Genomic DNA, 16,142 nt, shown 5'->3' with positions numbered 1-16,142 from the left:
TCGCCGCGAACCATAACGCTTACCAATCCGGAACCGATTTTTTCTGTGCCGATGAGTGTAACCTCAGCTGCTTTTACCATTGCATCTGCAGCTTCAACTGCTGCTGTAAGACCTCTTGTTTCGATCATTCCTAATGCTTCTTTTGCCATGATTTTTATATCCTCCTAAATCTTATTCGTTTATAATTGCGATTTTCAAACCTTCCATTTTCAGGTTTGTCTGGTGTGCTTCGTTAATTTGTGAAAGCGGGAACCGGTGCGTAATCAACTTTTCAATTGGTAAGCCGATGCCCTTTGCGCGTTTTAAAAAGTCAAACGTTGTTGCGTAGTCGCGCAGTGTGTAAACCCAGGAACCAACTGTGGTGATTTCCTTTGCACAGATGTCGAAATGGGGATTAATGGTAGCGTCGCCGCCGTTTATAAAGAAGCCCAGCTCGCAAAGGCCGCCGCCGTTTCTAATAAATTTATAGATATTTGCATGGGCAACAGGGGAGCCTGTGCACTGGAACGCAAAGTCGGCCAGATAGCCGCCGAATGCGTCGGACACAGCGTTTGTTAATTCTTCAATGCCCTTGTGGTTTTTAAAGTTGACAGACTTTGTTGCGCCCATTTCCTTTGCAAACGCAAGACGTTTGTCCTCGCCGTCTACAGCCACAATGTTTTCAACACCCAATGTGCGGAGCACCGCGATGCACAACAGGCCAATCGGCCCGCAGCCCTGAACAACCACGCGGCTGTTAAACCTTAAAATGCCAACGGATTTTGCACGCTCAACAGCGTGAATTAAAACGGCGCTGGGCTCAATTAGAATTCTAAGGTCTAAATCCAAATCACTCACATTAAATACGGTGGATCCGCCGCGAATTACCAGGTAATCGGCAAACCAGCCGTTTAAGTGGATGTCGTCGTCCGGAAGAAGACCATAAACGTCTGCGCCGCCAACGTTCTGCTTGTTCAAGTCGAACATGGTAATGTCCGGATTGTCTTTAAATATCATGCAGGTAACAACTTTATCGCCGACAGTCAGGGGCTTTCCCGCACTGTCTTTTCTCACGTTCTTACCCATTTTCACAATTTCGCCGGTTCCTTCATGTCCCAAAACCACAGGAATGAGGCCAAAGGGGTCTCTTTTAAATTCGTGTGCGTCTGTTCCACAGATGCCACAGCCTTCCACTTTGACTAAAATATCGTCATCTCCGATTTCAGGGATGGGATATTCTTTAATGTCATAGTGCTCTAAGCCTGTCAGCATTGCAACCTTTGCAGTTTTTGGAATGCTGACGCTGCCTGCGGAATGCCCAGCTTCTGTCTTCATGTTAGAAAGAACCTGTTTTACGATTGCTTCTATGTCATTTGAATTCATAGCCATAACGTAAACTCCTATTCCATGTTATTGATTAAACCTTCAAAAATACTTCCGCCATATTCTGCCAAGAAAGTATCCTGCTCCTCGCTGCCGCCGCTAACGCCCAAACCGCCAATGATTTTACCGTTTGCAATCAACGGCACGCCGCCGCCGAAAATTACGATTTGACCATTGTTGGTAAACTGTATGCCATAAAGCGAACCGCCCGGCTGGCTAAGTTTTTTCAGCTCTGTTGTGGACATTTTCAGCGCCACCACGGTGTAGGCCTTTTGAAAAGCAACGTCGTAACTGGCAATGTATGAATCGTCCATACATTCTACCAAAACCGGCCGCGCGCCGCTGTTCGAAACGGCCACCACGGCATTTACACCGATTTCTTTTGCTTTTGCTTCAACCTTTTCGGCAAGCTTTTTTGCGAGGGATAACGTCATTCTTTTGCCGCTTTCGTTGATAGAGATTTCTTTAACAACCGCTTCAACGATTTGCGACACTTCACGGTCGTGCATAAAACTGACCTCCGTTATTATTTGCCCAGTTGCTCCATAACCTTCTTTGTAATTTCGGCAATCAAATCGCCTTCTTCATTGGAAGAAGAAACCGTGCCGCATTTGCCGCAGCTGTGACAGCTTGCCTTGCCTGCTTTCGCGTTGGGGCAGAGGTCTGCCGGGTGCTTGCCTTTTAAACCAAACTGTCTGCGGATTTCATAAAGGCGCTCAACCTGAGAATTGCTCAGTTCTTTCGGGCCGCCCAACTGTCTGGAAAGGAAGAGAAGCTGTGCATAAAATTCCAACGACTCCATTTTGTGATAAGCGTTTAAAAGAGAGTCGGAATATGCCAGTGCGCCGTGGTTTTCAAGAAGAACAGCGTCATAGTACTGAAGATATTTAGAAACTGCGTCAGGGATTTCTTCGGTAGAAGGCGTGCCATACTCAGCAATGGGAACGCAGCCAAGCGCGATAACCGCTTCGGGCATAATCGGCTGTGTCAGCGGAATGCCGGCAATTGCAAAGCTGGTTGCATAAATCGGGTGCGCGTGAACAACAGACTGCACATCAGGACGTTCTTTATAAACCCGCATGTGCATTTTAATTTCAGAAGAAGGTTTAAACCCTTTGTTTGCCTGAATCACTTCGCCCTTTGCATTAACTTTGCAGATATAGTCAGGCGTCATGAACCCTTTGCTCACGCCTGTGGGGGTGCACAGAAATTCGTTGTCGTTGAGTTTTACGGAGATATTACCGTCGTTGGCCGCAACCATACCTCTGTCGTAAATTCTTTTGCCGATGTCGCAAATCTGTTTTTTGATTTCGTATTCAGATACCATGTTCATTTCTCCTTTTTTGTTTCTTTTTGGTTTTATTTTAATAACTTTTCTTTACATTATAATCATACCATATGGCATCATAGATGTCAAGTGTTTTTCTGTTGTTTTTTGTGGGTTTTTCTGTTTTTATGACAAATAATTTAATAGTTCACAGATTCCTTCGCCAGTGTAGGCGCTTACACAAAACACCTTTTTACAGCCGCAGAGCCTAAGCCAGCGCTCTGCACGGTGGGAATCTGCGTTTTTGTGGTCTATTTTGGTAACAATTCCGATAACCTCCCTTGTGGACTGTCCTGTAATGTTGGGACTGTAGAGGGAAAACGGCTCCGTGGCGGAAAGCAGCAGGCCAACAATGTCCGCTTCATAGGAATAGAGCGCAATGGCACCTGCCAGCATTTTTGTCTGAATATATTCCCCCGGCGTGTCAATTACCAAATTTTCGTTACAGATGGACTGGGTTTTCTGGTATTCAATTTTTTTTCCCATAAGCGCTTGTGTCAACGTTGTTTTGCCGCATTCGCTTCTGCCGATTAAAATAATTTTTCTCATGGCAGTTACGTTTTAGAAATGTCGCAGACGGTAAAGCCCAGAACATCTTTGGAGTAATCACAGAGTGCTCTTAAAGCGGATTCCACCTCTGAAACCGTTCCAGTGATAATCAGCGTTCCGCTGAACCGGTCTACAAACCCAATTTCAGCACCGGAGGATTTTGTGGCAATGTCGGCAATGATAATGGCCGTTTCCGCCGGGGAGATGGTCACAATGCCGATGGCGGATTTTGAATAGTCCACGCTGGGGTCAAGTCCCAGTTTCTGATATAAAATTTTGTCAGGATTTGCAATGATGTGGGCAATGGTAATTTGCTTTCCCGGAACAATCTCCTGAATAATCCGCATTTTATCTTTTAAGTTTAAAATTTCAGTATCAGACATTTGTCAGCCTCCTATCTGGCACTTTAAGCCTGTGGTTTTGGCTTTTGCAAGCAGCCGCTGCATCTTTTCATCGGCGGGGGGGAGCAGCTCCGGCAGTTCATAAGTGCGCCCCAATCCTTTATATTTGTCCTGTCCCAAACGGTGGTAGGGGAGCAGGTGCAACTCGTTTACATTCGGAAGGCTTGCCGCAAATCTGGCAATTTCCAAAATTTCGCTTTCCGTATCGTTAAAAGTGGGAACAACCGGTACGCGGATAATCAGTTGCTTTGCTTTTTCTGCGATTTTCTTTGCATTTTCTAAAATCAGTTCGTTGGGCCGCGATGTAAACTGTTCATGCTTTTTCGAATTCATATGCTTAATATCCATAAGGTATAAATCCAAATAAGGAAGATATTGCTCAATTACATCAAACTTTGCAAACCCTGTGGACTCCATTGCCGTGTTAATGCTGTATTCTTTCGAAGCCCTAAGGAGCGCCACAGCAAAATCGGGCTGGCACAAAGACTCGCCGCCGGATAGCGTCAGGCCGCCGCCAGACCGCCTGTAATACGGCATGTCGCGTTTCACCGTTTCCATAACCTCGCCTACGGTAACGTCCCGTCCAACGGTTTTCAACTTGCCGCCCAGCGACATTTCCTCAACGGCAAAGCTTTGGGATTCGGGATTGCAGCACCATTTGCAGCGGAGGACACAGCCCTTTAGAAACACAATGGTTCTAATTCCGGGACCATCGTGAACTGAAAATCTTTGAATATCAAAGATCCTGCCCTTGGTATCGTAAAGACTCATCCTATCACATCCCTTGTTCCGTTCTTTTAATAATATCGTCCTGCAGTGATTTTGAAAGGGTGGTAAACAGCGCACTGTATCCCGCTACGCGAACAACCAAACCTTTATACTTTTCAGGGTTTTTCTGCGCGTCTAAAAGTGTTGCGCGGTCTACCACGTTAAACTGAATGTGGCTTCCCTTTTGATCAAAATAGGCCCGCACCAGAGCACAAAAGGCCTCTAAGCCAGACTGTCCCTTCAAAGCAGAGGGGTGGAATTTCATATTAAACAGCGTGCCGTTTGAAGCAATGAAATGATCAAGTTTAGAAACAGAGTTGCAGGCAGCGGTTGGGCCGTGGGTGTCTTTTCCGGCAGAGGGTGAAACACCGTCGGCAACCGGGGTATTGGCCAAACGTCCGTCCGGTGTTGCTCCTGTTTGCGCACCCAGAGGCACGTTGGCAGAAACGGGGTAGAGCCCGGCCTGGAAAATTCCGCCGCGAGGATTTTTATAGGTTTCTAACGGTTTTGTATAGGTATATGCAACGTCACGTGCAAATTCGTCTACTTCAGGAATGTCATTGCCGAATTTGGGAACTTCGTCAATCATTTCTTTTATTTTCTTGTATTTTGCACCGTCGCCGCTGGCCGATGCGGCTTTCACCGTTTCAATGATTTCCTGAATGGCTCGGTCGTCAACCGTTTTACCGTTTTTGGCAAGCTCCTCAGCAATTTTTACAGTAATTTCCTCCACCTGTTTTTCAGAAGCGGATTCTCCAAAGTTGTGGTCAAGCGCTTCCTTTAACTCTAGAAGGGTAAACTTCTTTTCCTCAAACACAAGCTTTTTAATGGCGTACAGCGAGTCTGCCATATTTGCGATACCAAACCCCTGGGGGCCGGTAAAGTTATAAATTGCACCGCCCTCCTGAACAGATTTTCCGCGTGCAATGCAGTCATCTACCATAGAGGACAAGAATGGAAGCGGGCAGCGTTTTGCGTGGGCCACATCGATAGAGTTGTCTGCGTTTACCAACAGGCTAATCATATCGTTCATCTGTGCTTTATAGGCGCTGTAGAATTCGTCAAAAGTTGTCATTTCAGCAATGCATTTTGTTTTCGGCCCCACCTGCACGCCTTTGTCCATACCGCGGGAGAACACCAGCTCTAACGGGCGGCACATGTTAAAGAACGCCGCGTCGTGCCAGCCATCGGTTTTACCGGCCTTTTGGGGTTCAACACAGCCGATGATGTTGTAGTCTACCGCATCTTCCATGGTCAAACCGCGGTTAATGAGAGCTGGAATAATCACTTCGTCGTTATAATAAGCCGGCAGGCCAATTCCCGTGCGGGTGAGATCGGCGGCCTTCATCATCAAATCCTGGGGGGTGCCGTTCCAAATACGAATGGAAAGGGACGGCTGGGGAAGCATCACGTGTTTCGACGCTTCAATACACATAAAGGACAAATCGTTGGTGGCGTCAACCCCCGGAGCAGACTGCCCGCCCACAATCAGGTTTTGGAACAGGCTATATCCCGCAAACCCTTCGGCTGAGGCTGCATCGCGGGCTTTGTTTAAATCGTTCAGCTTCACCCAGATACAATCTATTAATTCCTGGGCAAATTCTGGCGTCAGGGCGCCGCTTTTTAAATCCTTTTCATAATAAGGATACATATACTGGTCGAATCTGCCCGGGGAGATAGAGTGTCCGCTGGATTCCGTCTGCAAAAGCATCTGCACAAACCAAAACGACTGACAGGCTTCATAAAAACTGTTTGCGCCGTTTTCCGGAACGGTTGCGCAGTTGTGTGCAATGAGCAAAAGCTCCAGCTTGCGTTTGTCATCGGAGCATTTTTCGGCTTCTGCCAGCGCCAGGCGGGCGTACCGTTTTGCGTAATCAATAACCGCCTCGCAGCTTTCAATAACCGCTTCTAAAAACGTGCTTTTTTCTGCATAGTTTTCATCGCCTACATTGCAGTGTTCCAATTCGTTTTTTGCACGATCAATAATCCCGCGGAAGCCAACGGCAAGCACCTCGTCATATTTCACTGTGACATGGCCGATACCGTTATAAAAATAGTTTCCGGGAGTGAACATGTTGTGTTCCATGGCAGTGAGTGTTCTTGGGTTCATTAATGAGGTTGCAAGCTCGCTCGTGGTTTTGCCTTTCCAATATTGGTTGGCAGAGGAAAGCGCCTTCTTTGTGTCCTCTGAAATATAGAACGGGTCTGCTGTTCTTTTTTCAATGGTATCAAATTCTGCCTCCAGCCACTCGAAAGAGAACTCAGGAAAAGTCTGACAGCTTCTGGGCGCTTTTGTGGCGCTGCCCACTACCAGTTCATCTGGCCGGATAACAATGGGGATGTTTTCTAATATATGGCGGAACGCCCGCGACCTTCTTAAAATAATTGGAAGGTTTTCCGTTTGTTTATAAGATTCCGTTACTAAAACGGCGCGTTCACTTTCCACCTGCGGCATTTTTTCAAATAGGTGGTTTACAAGCCGCGTGATTCGGTCTGTTTTGGGAGTGTTTCTAATTGTGTACTTGCTCATAGCGTTCACCTTTCTCGTAATATATTTAAAATTTCGTCCGTTACGCTGGTTGTCTGAAATTTGCACATTCGCTTGATGTCGGATACTGCCGCCGGGGAGGCAAAACTGAGTCTGGCTTGACGAAGCATGCCGAAATCGTTTGTATTGTCTCCGAATGCTGCAGTTTCAAGGGACGAAATGTCCCACTGTTTTTGCAGGGCAGCCGCAGCAGAGCCTTTGTCTGTTCCAAAAGCAACAAATTCTGTCCAGGAACTGTCGGCATAAATTTCGGAAAGCTGTCTCGATTTAGCGGCAAAGCTTCTTACCGCCTGCTTCGTTTGGTCAGAGAGCTTAAAAAACGCCAGCTTATAAACATTGCCATAAACTTCGTTTATTGAAGTGACCGGCGTTGAAGTTTTAAATAAGTCATTATTGCCAAAACAGTAAGTGTGGTCGCGTCCGTAAATCACAAGGGACTCCTGTCCGGAAAGTGCTATTTTATCGAATAAAGTGTTCACAACAGCTTTTTCAAGAGTGGCCTGATACAAAATACCACCATTTTTCACTGCCAGAGCCCCGTCGCAACAAATAAAGGAAACGATGCTTACAACAGGTGCAAACAAGGATTTTAAATCCGGGTAACTTCTTCCGCTGGCAATAACAAATTGGACGCCGCAGGACACAGCCTGTCGAATTGTATGAAACACTGCGCTCGATACGACTGTTTGCCCTTTGTCAAGCAGCGTGCCGTCAACGTCGCACAGAACCAATCGGATTTTCGGATGATCCATACAATTCCTCCATTTCGCCCAGCTTTATTTACATTACTATCATACCGCAAATTGAATTGTTTGTCAAGCAAAAACACAGAAATAAAAAAGAAAAAAATGAAAAAATAAAACAAACGCAGAAAAACAAAGATTGCCGCAATACGTAAATGTAAAATCTGCACAAAAATAAAAAAAAATTTTGGTAATAAATAATATATTTGAATAAAGATCTTGTAATTATATTTTAACAGTGGTATAATAAACTATATTTTGGTAGCTTTAATTCCAAAAGTCAATTTACTTAAATGGAGGTAAGAGAATGAGAAAGACAAAAAAAGTGTTGGCTCTGCTGGTATCGTTGTCTATGCTTGCAACCTCGGGTGTGTTTTTAACTGCAACTGCCCAGGTGGAAGCGCCGAATGCGGACAAGACAAGCACCGAGCCGCTTGCTGAAAAGGACAATCTTCTTCCAGAAGCAAAAGAAATTGAGGATATTTCTTTTGCAGATCTGGGAGACCATTGGGTAACACCAACTGTAAAAATGCTTGCTGCCGGCAAATATGTGCAGGGCGTAGGCGATGGAAAATTTCTGCCTGAAAAGAATGTAACAAGGGCAGAATTTGTTACAATGGCGGTAAATGCACTCAGATTGGAAGCAACAAAATATGCCGGCTGCGCAAAAGACATTACAGCTGACAAATGGTTTGCAGACACCATAGAAACGGCAAATGTAAACGGTCTTTTGGATGCAGCGTTGTTTACAGACGGCAATTTTTCTCCAGATAAAGACATCACAAGAGAAGACGCTTCTTTAATAATTGCAAAAGCAGCAGAATCGAAAGATGCAAAGGCTGACAGTGCGGCTGTTTCCTTTACAGACAGCGACAGCATCTCGGCTTATGCAAAAGACGGCGTGGCAAAAGCATTCTCATTCGGACTTTTGGCAGGCTATCCCGACGGAAGCTTTAAGCCACAGGCAACCTTAACCAGAGCAGAAGCAAGCGAGCTTTTGGTTCGTACCATTGAAATCGGCGACAGGCTTGCTATTTATGTTGACCCCGAAAACGGCGACGACAAAAATGACGGCACGAAAAACGCTCCTGTTGCTTCTATCAATGCGGCACGCGAGCTTGTGAAAGCAAATAATGACGATATGGAAAACCATCTTTTTGTTTTCTTAAAGGCCGGCGACCATTATATTTCGGAAGAAATTAAAATGGGCGAGGACGAATCCGGTTCAAACGGCTATAACGTCGTTTACACTTCTTACGGCGAAGGCAAGGCACAGCTGATGATGGGCAAACATTTTTCAGGCTTTGAGCTTGCGGATGCAGACTTAAACATTTATAAAACCAAAGTGGGCGACATTCAGTCCAGACAGGTATTTATAAATGATGTGCGTGCAATCCGTGCAAAGAGCGCAGGCGAGCTGACAAACGCTGAAATGACGGACTTTGGCTTCTATTCTGATGACACGTTCTTGGCAGATTACAAGAATATTAAAGACTTGGAATTTGTTACGTACTCAAACTGGACACAGCCCCGCTGCGGCGTGTCTGATGTAACGGTTGAAGAAGGCAGAGCGAAAATCGTTATGGATCAGCCGGGCTGGTCGAACAATAGCGACAACACTCCGTGGAAAGCGCCTCACTGGTATGAGAATGCCTATGAGCTTTTGGATATGCCTGGTGAATGGTATATCGACAGCACAGACGGTTATCTTTACTACATTCCGAGAAGCTTTGAAGACCCGAAAACCATGGTTGCAACCATTCCGGAAGGCGAAAGAATACTGACGCTGGAAGGAACGGCCGACAAGCCGATTCACAACATTACCTTTGATGATGTTGAGTTTGCTTATACAACATGGATGCGTCCCAGTGACGAAAAGGGTTATAACGACGGACAGAACAACTTCATTGACGGCGGTCTTCCCGAAACAGCTGTTTTGGTGAAATGTGCAAGATATATCGACTTTACCAACAACAAATTCTCAAAACTTGGTGCTGCAGCGCTTCAAATGAGATATTCCATTCAGGAATGCGATGTTATCGGCAATGAATTTGCGGACCTTTCCGGTACGGCAGTGTCTTTGGGCAACGGCCCCGGAGACAACTACGAAACAGAAATTAAGCCCACAGAATATAAATATTACACCATTAACAACAGAATTAACAACAACTATATGCACGACATTGGTGTTGATTATGGTTCTTCTGCTGCCATTTCTGCTTCTTGGCCGAAATATACGGAAATCAACCATAACGAAATTGCGAACGTAAACTATTCCGGCATGCACATCGGCTACGGCTGGGGCACCTATGCTGAAGATAAAGAAAAGGCAGGAACCGGTCTTTATAAAGTTCAGCTGAATTATAACTACATTCACGATGTAATGAACAGCAAACTTTATGACGGCGGCCCGATTTATACCTTGGGTGCAACAGGCGGCACATATGAAAACCCCAACGAGTGGTGTAACAACTACTTTGAAAATGACAGAAACGCATACGGTTCTGTTTACCCTGATGAAGGGTCTACGTTCTGGCTCATTGAGAACAATGTAATTGATTATAACGATGTTGACAAATGGAACTTTGACGGCAGAGGAACACCAACTGTTCCCAAGTGGCTTCATATCCACACAACCAGCATTCGCTATAACACAGCAAGGAACAATTATTCTACAACTGCTGAAAAGAACCTGGCATCTCCCTTTAACAACATTGAAGAACCCATGGTCTATGCTGACGGCGAATGGCCGGAAGAAGCACAGAACATTATCGATGAAGCTGGTCTTGAAGCAAAATATCTTGCGAAATACCCTGTTTCTGTGCAGAGGTTTAACTTAAATCAGGAAGAGTTTGTAGCAAAAGTAGGCGCGAAAAAGCAGATTGAAATTGAAGCATTTGGGCGCAAACAGTCTGTTGCAAAACCGGATGACTATCAGGTAACCTATGTAAGCTCAGACCCGTCCGTTGCAGCGGTAAGCGAAACAGGTGAAATTTCTGTTCTGTCTGAAGGACGCGTTAAGGTTTATGTAAATGTTTTGGCAGATGGCATTGTCAGAACAAAAGAAATCGACGTTATCTGCGGCGACGAGCTGGAGACCGTAGAACTTGCAACGACTGGCCTTACAGTTATCCAAGATTTTGAATCCACCATTTCACCGAAAGGTACTTCTAAATTCGGCAGAAGCTTGGCAATTGAAGAAGTGAAATATACCGTAGAAGATGAAAATGTTGCCACAGTGGATGAAAAAGGTAACGTTAAGGGGCTTGCAGTAGGCACCACCACCATTCATGGCGCATTTACTGTTGACGGTGTAACCGTTGAAAAAGATATTCCGGTAAATGTTATCACTTATTCAAAAGAGGGTTCTGAGAAATTACCGAGCACAAAGCTTTCCGGCGATTTCTTTAATCCTGAAAACTGGAAAAATGCGAAAGCATCGGCAGACGGCAAAGGCGTAGTTGTTACAGGAAACAACAGCTGCTACACCAAAGAAAAACTGGCAGATGGACTCTACAGTTTTGATATGCAGATTGACGATCCGCACAGCTGGCCATCACTGGCGTTTAAAATTCCTGACAAAGATAAGGAATATAGTAGCAGCGATTTGTATTTCATTGGATTTAAAACAGACCACATTGAAGTACAGCGGTTTAAAAACGGTCAGCGGACAATGTTCTTAGGTGCTGCCGAATTTAATCCTGTAGGCGGCCCCGGCGTTCCGAATAACGGTCAGGTATTAGAATATGGTAAAACATATCATGTGACAGCCGGTACCATTGAAGAAAAGGACGGTGTAAGAATTATCCTTACGATTGATGGAAAAAATATTTTTGACTATCTTGACAACGATAAAGATGCCTTAAGAGGCTCCGGATACATGGGCGTGTATGTAGGCGGCGGAACATTTACATTCTCGCCTTATACCGGAGAATAGCATCCGTGTTTTAGAATTAAAAAAGACCGACCCCCTCCTGTTGTAAGAGCAGGAGGGGGTTTTTATGAAAAGATTTTTTTATTGTTAATTTGACGACAGCAAACCTGCTCTTTTTCCATCATTGCAAACATGGAATACAGTTGTGCTGTTGCTTCGTGCTTTCCGCCGATGTTTTTATCTCCATTAGCGAGGACAAAATGCTTTCAAATATATTTTCGTAAATTCGTTTTTCAATCGGTGTAAATACAATCATTTTCTTACACGCAAATCCTGAAGTTTCAAAATGAACGACAATTAACTTTTCATATTCTGAAGAACAATGATAGTCAAACCCGGCAGGTAAATAGATAATATCTCCGTTTTTCACAAACGTTTTTGTATTTTCATATTCAAACTCAGTTTCTCCCTCAAGGCGCATAGCAAGGGCATTTTTCTGTTGAAACGTAAAACCGTTCAGTTTTATACGCGCCTAACAGGTTTATTCTAATGTTATCAAACATAAGTATTATCCCCTCGCTTCATTCTACCATAGAAGCATATTAAAATCAAGTTGCGAAATTTAAACCTTTTCTTGCGAAATGTATGTTTTAAATCATTTGATAGTGTGATAAAATGAGAACGAAAATTTAAAGGTAAGGGGCCGCCTGAAATTGAAACGACCATGGACACCTATAGCAAGTTTATCAATGTGAACCATATTATCGGAATGCATATTGCCTATGGAAGCGAAAGCTTTAAAATATATAGAGGTAAACGGCGCAATGTGGCGATCCGAGAATCGCTGGGAAAGGATAATTATTATAACGATGCTACCGCAAACCTTTATGCCGACACCGTTTGTACTGTTTGTAAGACGAAGCCATTTTGGGCGAATAAAGGAGAAGTTCTGCTGGATGAAGCTGCGGTTATCAGCGTGAATATATCAATGGAGAGGAAGAAAGAAAAGTCTGAATTTACATCGGATGTTACGGTAACTTCAGGCAGTCTTACGAGGCACATAACGACTTTGGGAGAGAACGGCAAGATTTACGTCGTTGCCGCAAACTTTGGGAAGGAGAGGAACAGGTGAAACTCAGCAAAGACACAAAGGATTTATGCACCCACAAAACAGGAAGGGAATTTGTTCTCCGTGCCGAAAGCGCCAAAGTGTTTGAAATAAAATAAAAAAAAACAGCGGCACCGCAAAACTGCGGTGCCGCTGTTTCATTACTGTTCCGCTCCAATTTTTCTGAAACGGTTATACCGGTGCTCAAGCAGATTTTCTATAGTAAATCTGCTTTTGTTGTTGATTTCGTTTAAAAGCTCCGTTTTTAGTTCAAGGCCAATATCCTCAGCGGATTTTTCGCCCTCATAAATAATTTTTTCAATAATTCCAAATTTATATAAATCTTCTGCTGTCAGCTTTAGCACCTCTGCTGCTTCGTGGGCGCGGGAAGAATCCTTCCACAGAATACTGGCGCAACCTTCAGGAGAAATGACGGAGTAAACCGCATTTTCCAGCATGATAACGGTGTCGGCTACACCGAGTGCAAGGGCACCTCCGCTGCCGCCTTCGCCAACCACAACAGAAACGATAGGGGTTTTTAACGTCATCATCTCCATTAGGTTCTCTGCTATGGCTTCGCCTTGACCGCGTTCTTCAGCGCCAATTCCGCAATATGCACCGGAACTGCCGATAAAGCAAATGACCGGCCTGTGAAATTTTTCCGCCTGCTTCATTAAACGAAGGGCCTTTCGATATCCTTCCGGGCTGGGGCAGCCAAAGTTGCGCCGCATGCGCTCGTCTATGGACTGACCGCGTTCCATTGCAATCACTGTGACGGGAATTCCGCCAAGTTCTGCAATTCCGCCGACGATTGCACCATCGTCTCCAAATCGTTTGTCGCCGTGCATCTCAATAAAATTATCAAATATGGCGTTGATAAAGTATCCGCCCATAGGGCGCTGGCTTTTTCTCGCGTTTAAAACTCTGCTATATGCTTCCATTTGCTCTTACCTCGTGTAGTTTCAGAATAGATGCCAGGGTATCTTTCAGCTTGCCACGTTCCTCAATCAGGTCGACAAAGCCATGGTCAAGCTGAAATTCTGAACGCTGAAATCCTTTTGGCAGCGCCTGGCCTGTGGTTTGCTCTACAACTCTTGCGCCTGCAAAACCAATTAGTGCATTTGGTTCGGCAATGGTAATATCGCCCCCCATTGCAAAACTTGCAGTAACGCCGCCTAAGGTGGGATCGGTTAACACTGTGACGTAAAGAAGTCCCGCGTCACTGTGGCGTTTCACCGCGCCGCTCACCTTTGCCATTTGCATTAAAGAAAAAATTCCCTCCTGCATTCTGGCACCGCCGGAGGTGGTAAAACCAACTACGGGTAAATTTTCTTTCGTGGCAAACTCAAATAAGCGGGTAATTTTTTCGCCGACAACCGTTCCCATGCTGCCCATCATAAACGTAGAATCCATTACGAAGATTGCGGCCTTATTACCGCCAATCGTACAGGTGCCGCAGGTAACCGCTTCTTTTTTGTCGTTTGTTTCCAGCGCTTTTTTCAGCTTTTCATCATATCCAGGAAAATCAATTAAATTTTTGCTCTTTAATTCGCCGTCAATTTCCTGAAAGTCGTCATCTGCAATCAGCGCTATTCTCTGGAGCGCATTCATGCGGAAATAATAGCCGCATTCCGGACAAATAAAATCATTTTTTAAAAGCTTTGTAACAGAATGTTCCTTGCCGCACTTTTTGCAGGTCTTTTTTTCTACAACAATGTTTGCTTTACAAAAGTCTAAAATCTGATTCAGTTTCATACTTACACCTCAAGCCTTCTTATCCGTGATGGCAAATGAATATTCTGCGGAAACGCAAAGCTTACCGCTGACATAGCCCTTGCCCTTTGCAAAATAAAAGGGCTCGCGGATTTTTGTTATGACACATTCCGTTTCAAACACATCCCCTGGAACCACAGGCGTTCTGAACTTTACCTTGTCAAGCCCGGTAAATAATGTGAGCTTACCCTCAGTGGATTGCCCAGGAAGGCAGGCGCAGGTTGTCTGCGCTAAAATTTCGCAGAGAATTACGCCGGGAACAACAGGATTTCCGGGGAAATGGCCTTTTAAAAACCACTCATCACCCAAAATTTTTTTCTTTCCGCGGGCTGTGCCGTCAATCAGCTCCACCTCATCAATTAAAAGCATATTGTCCCGGTGGGGCAGAATTTTCATAATTTCTTCTTTGTTCATTGTGCGCCAACTTTCTTGAAAGCGAGGCAGGCGTTGTGCCCGCCAAATCCTAACGAGGTTGAAAGGGCGACATCAATATCCGCTTTCACCGCCTTGTTGGGGGTATAGTCTAAGTCGCACTCCTCATCAGGCTCTTGATAGCCGATGGTGGGGGGGATAATGCCGGAGGTTAAGGCGAGCACCGAAGCAATTGCCTCTACAGCGCCGGCAGCGCCCAGCATGTGTCCCGTCATGGATTTTGTGGAGCTGATGTGCGCTCTATAAGCCTTGTCGCCCAGTGCCTTTTTAATTGCCATAGTTTCCGTTTTATCGTTTAACGGGGTGCTAGTGCCGTGGGCGTTAATATAAATTTTGTCAGTATCCAGCCCTGTTTCTGCCCATGCATCGGCAATTGCCTTTGCGCTGGCAACCGCTTCCGGGTTGGGGGCTGTAACGTGATATGCATCGCAGGTGCTGCCATATCCGGTGATTTCCGCATATATTTTTGCGCCGCGCGCTTTTGCATGTTCATATTCTTCCAAAATCAAAGCGCCTGCGCCCTCACCCATAACAAAACCGCTTCTGCGTTTGTCAAAGGGGATAGATGCGCTGTCTTTATCTTCGCTGTTTGTTAAGGCCATGCAGTTAATAAATCCTGCAACAGCCAGCGGTGTAATCGAAGCTTCGGCGCCGCCGGTTATAATGGCGTCTGCATATCCGCCGCGGATTGCACGGTAGGCCTCGCCGATACAGCTTGAACCTGTTGCACATGCTGTTGTAATGCTGAGACACGGGCCCTGGGCATTAAAGCGGATTGCTACATTTCCTGCCGCAATGTTAGAAATCATTTTCGGAACAAAGTGGGGGGAAACACGGCGCGGCCCCTTATCAAGCATGTTGCAGTGCTCTTGGGTAAACGTGTTAAAACCGCCGATGCCCGAACCAAAATAAACGCCCAAGCGCTCGGGAGATACCTGGTTTTCAATGCCGCTGTCGGAAACAGCCTGAGAGGCGGCGCCCAGCGCATACAGTGTGAACAGATCGGTTTTTCTAACTTCTGCTTTATCCACATAGAGCAGCGGATCAAACTCTTTTACCTCCGCCGCAAGCTTTGTTTTAAATTCTGATGGGTCAAAATGAGTGATGGTATCAATTCCGTTTTTCCCCGAAACAATGGAGTTCCAAAACGTATCAACATCATTTCCAACCGGGGAGATTACACCCAGACCGGTAACTACTACTCGTTTCATATTAACCTTCGCCTTTCCGGCCCACAAAATAGTTTCCGCAGCGCTC

Annotated in this window: 15 protein-coding genes; 2 read left to right on the top strand and 13 right to left on the bottom strand. The window is 45.3% G+C overall.

Going from position 1 to position 16,142, the window contains the following annotated elements; genetic code table 11:
• From WIG73_RS03380 to WIG73_RS03340, 9 genes are all read right to left on the bottom strand, one after another.
• Positions 1 to 149 (bottom strand): BMC domain-containing protein (locus WIG73_RS03380; RefSeq protein ID WP_337399310.1); only part of this gene is annotated, 149 nt, incomplete at its 3' end.
• 22 nt (positions 150 to 171) lie between these two features.
• The gene (locus WIG73_RS03375) at positions 172 to 1,368 is read right to left on the bottom strand and encodes a zinc-binding dehydrogenase (RefSeq protein ID WP_337399309.1); all 1,197 of its coding nucleotides are present in this window, start codon (positions 1,366 to 1,368) and stop codon (positions 172 to 174) included.
• Positions 1,369 to 1,379: 11 nt separating this feature from the next.
• The gene (locus WIG73_RS03370) at positions 1,380 to 1,871 is read right to left on the bottom strand and encodes a heme-binding protein (RefSeq protein WP_337399307.1); all 492 of its coding nucleotides are present in this window, start codon (positions 1,869 to 1,871) and stop codon (positions 1,380 to 1,382) included.
• Positions 1,872 to 1,888: 17 nt separating this feature from the next.
• The gene (locus WIG73_RS03365) at positions 1,889 to 2,689 is read right to left on the bottom strand and encodes a class II aldolase/adducin family protein (protein WP_249311642.1); all 801 of its coding nucleotides are present in this window, start codon (positions 2,687 to 2,689) and stop codon (positions 1,889 to 1,891) included.
• Between the two features lie 126 nt (positions 2,690 to 2,815).
• Positions 2,816 to 3,238, bottom strand: coding sequence for a EutP/PduV family microcompartment system protein (locus tag WIG73_RS03360; RefSeq protein ID WP_177677987.1), 423 nt, complete (start codon positions 3,236 to 3,238; stop codon positions 2,816 to 2,818).
• 5 nt (positions 3,239 to 3,243) lie between these two features.
• Complete coding sequence (locus WIG73_RS03355; protein WP_177677989.1) at positions 3,244 to 3,621, bottom strand: BMC domain-containing protein; 378 nt, start codon at positions 3,619 to 3,621, stop codon at positions 3,244 to 3,246.
• 3 nt (positions 3,622 to 3,624) lie between these two features.
• Complete coding sequence (locus WIG73_RS03350; protein WP_177677991.1) at positions 3,625 to 4,410, bottom strand: glycyl-radical enzyme activating protein; 786 nt, start codon at positions 4,408 to 4,410, stop codon at positions 3,625 to 3,627.
• A 4-nt stretch (positions 4,411 to 4,414) separates the two neighbouring features.
• Positions 4,415 to 6,937 carry a glycyl radical protein gene (locus WIG73_RS03345; RefSeq protein ID WP_337399304.1) on the bottom strand — a complete coding sequence of 841 codons (2,523 nt, stop codon included), beginning with the start codon at positions 6,935 to 6,937 and terminating at the stop codon, positions 4,415 to 4,417.
• Between the two features lie 5 nt (positions 6,938 to 6,942).
• Complete coding sequence (locus tag WIG73_RS03340) at positions 6,943 to 7,707, bottom strand: HAD family hydrolase (RefSeq protein ID WP_337399303.1); 765 nt, start codon at positions 7,705 to 7,707, stop codon at positions 6,943 to 6,945.
• Positions 7,708 to 8,005: 298 nt separating this feature from the next.
• Here WIG73_RS03340 and WIG73_RS03335 point away from each other — a divergent pair, with 298 nt between their 5' ends.
• On the top strand, positions 8,006 to 11,635 hold the full coding sequence (locus WIG73_RS03335; RefSeq protein ID WP_337399302.1) for an S-layer homology domain-containing protein: 3,630 nt from the start codon (positions 8,006 to 8,008) through the stop codon (positions 11,633 to 11,635).
• A gap of 661 nt (positions 11,636 to 12,296) precedes the next feature.
• The gene (locus tag WIG73_RS03330) at positions 12,297 to 12,704 is read left to right on the top strand and encodes a hypothetical protein (protein WP_337399301.1); all 408 of its coding nucleotides are present in this window, start codon (positions 12,297 to 12,299) and stop codon (positions 12,702 to 12,704) included.
• 137 nt (positions 12,705 to 12,841) lie between these two features.
• Here the strand turns inward: WIG73_RS03330 and accA are convergent, their stop codons facing one another.
• Genes accA through fabF form a run of 4 tightly spaced genes read right to left on the bottom strand, consistent with a single transcriptional unit; the run spans position 12,842 to position 16,096 of the window.
• Complete coding sequence (gene accA, locus WIG73_RS03325) at positions 12,842 to 13,621, bottom strand: acetyl-CoA carboxylase carboxyl transferase subunit alpha (protein WP_337399298.1); 780 nt, start codon at positions 13,619 to 13,621, stop codon at positions 12,842 to 12,844.
• Positions 13,608 to 14,435: an acetyl-CoA carboxylase carboxyltransferase subunit beta gene (locus tag WIG73_RS03320; RefSeq protein WP_337399297.1), complete on the bottom strand. Its 828-nt coding sequence runs from the start codon at positions 14,433 to 14,435 to the stop codon at positions 13,608 to 13,610. The genes accA and WIG73_RS03320 overlap by 14 nt, the downstream gene beginning before the upstream one ends.
• 9 nt (positions 14,436 to 14,444) lie before the next feature.
• The gene (gene fabZ / locus WIG73_RS03315; protein ID WP_177680050.1) at positions 14,445 to 14,867 is read right to left on the bottom strand and encodes a 3-hydroxyacyl-ACP dehydratase FabZ; all 423 of its coding nucleotides are present in this window, start codon (positions 14,865 to 14,867) and stop codon (positions 14,445 to 14,447) included.
• Complete coding sequence (fabF, locus tag WIG73_RS03310; RefSeq protein ID WP_337399296.1) at positions 14,864 to 16,096, bottom strand: beta-ketoacyl-ACP synthase II; 1,233 nt, start codon at positions 16,094 to 16,096, stop codon at positions 14,864 to 14,866. Before fabF ends, fabZ begins: the two co-directional genes overlap by 4 nt.
• Positions 16,097 to 16,142 lie beyond the last annotated feature (46 nt).

This window comes from Congzhengia sp., assembly GCF_037235575.1.
Lineage (GTDB): Bacteria > Bacillota > Clostridia > UBA1381 > UBA9506 > Congzhengia > Congzhengia minquanensis.
The sequence above is the reverse complement of the archived record's forward strand: the minus strand, read 5'-3'. Positions and strand labels throughout refer to the sequence as shown.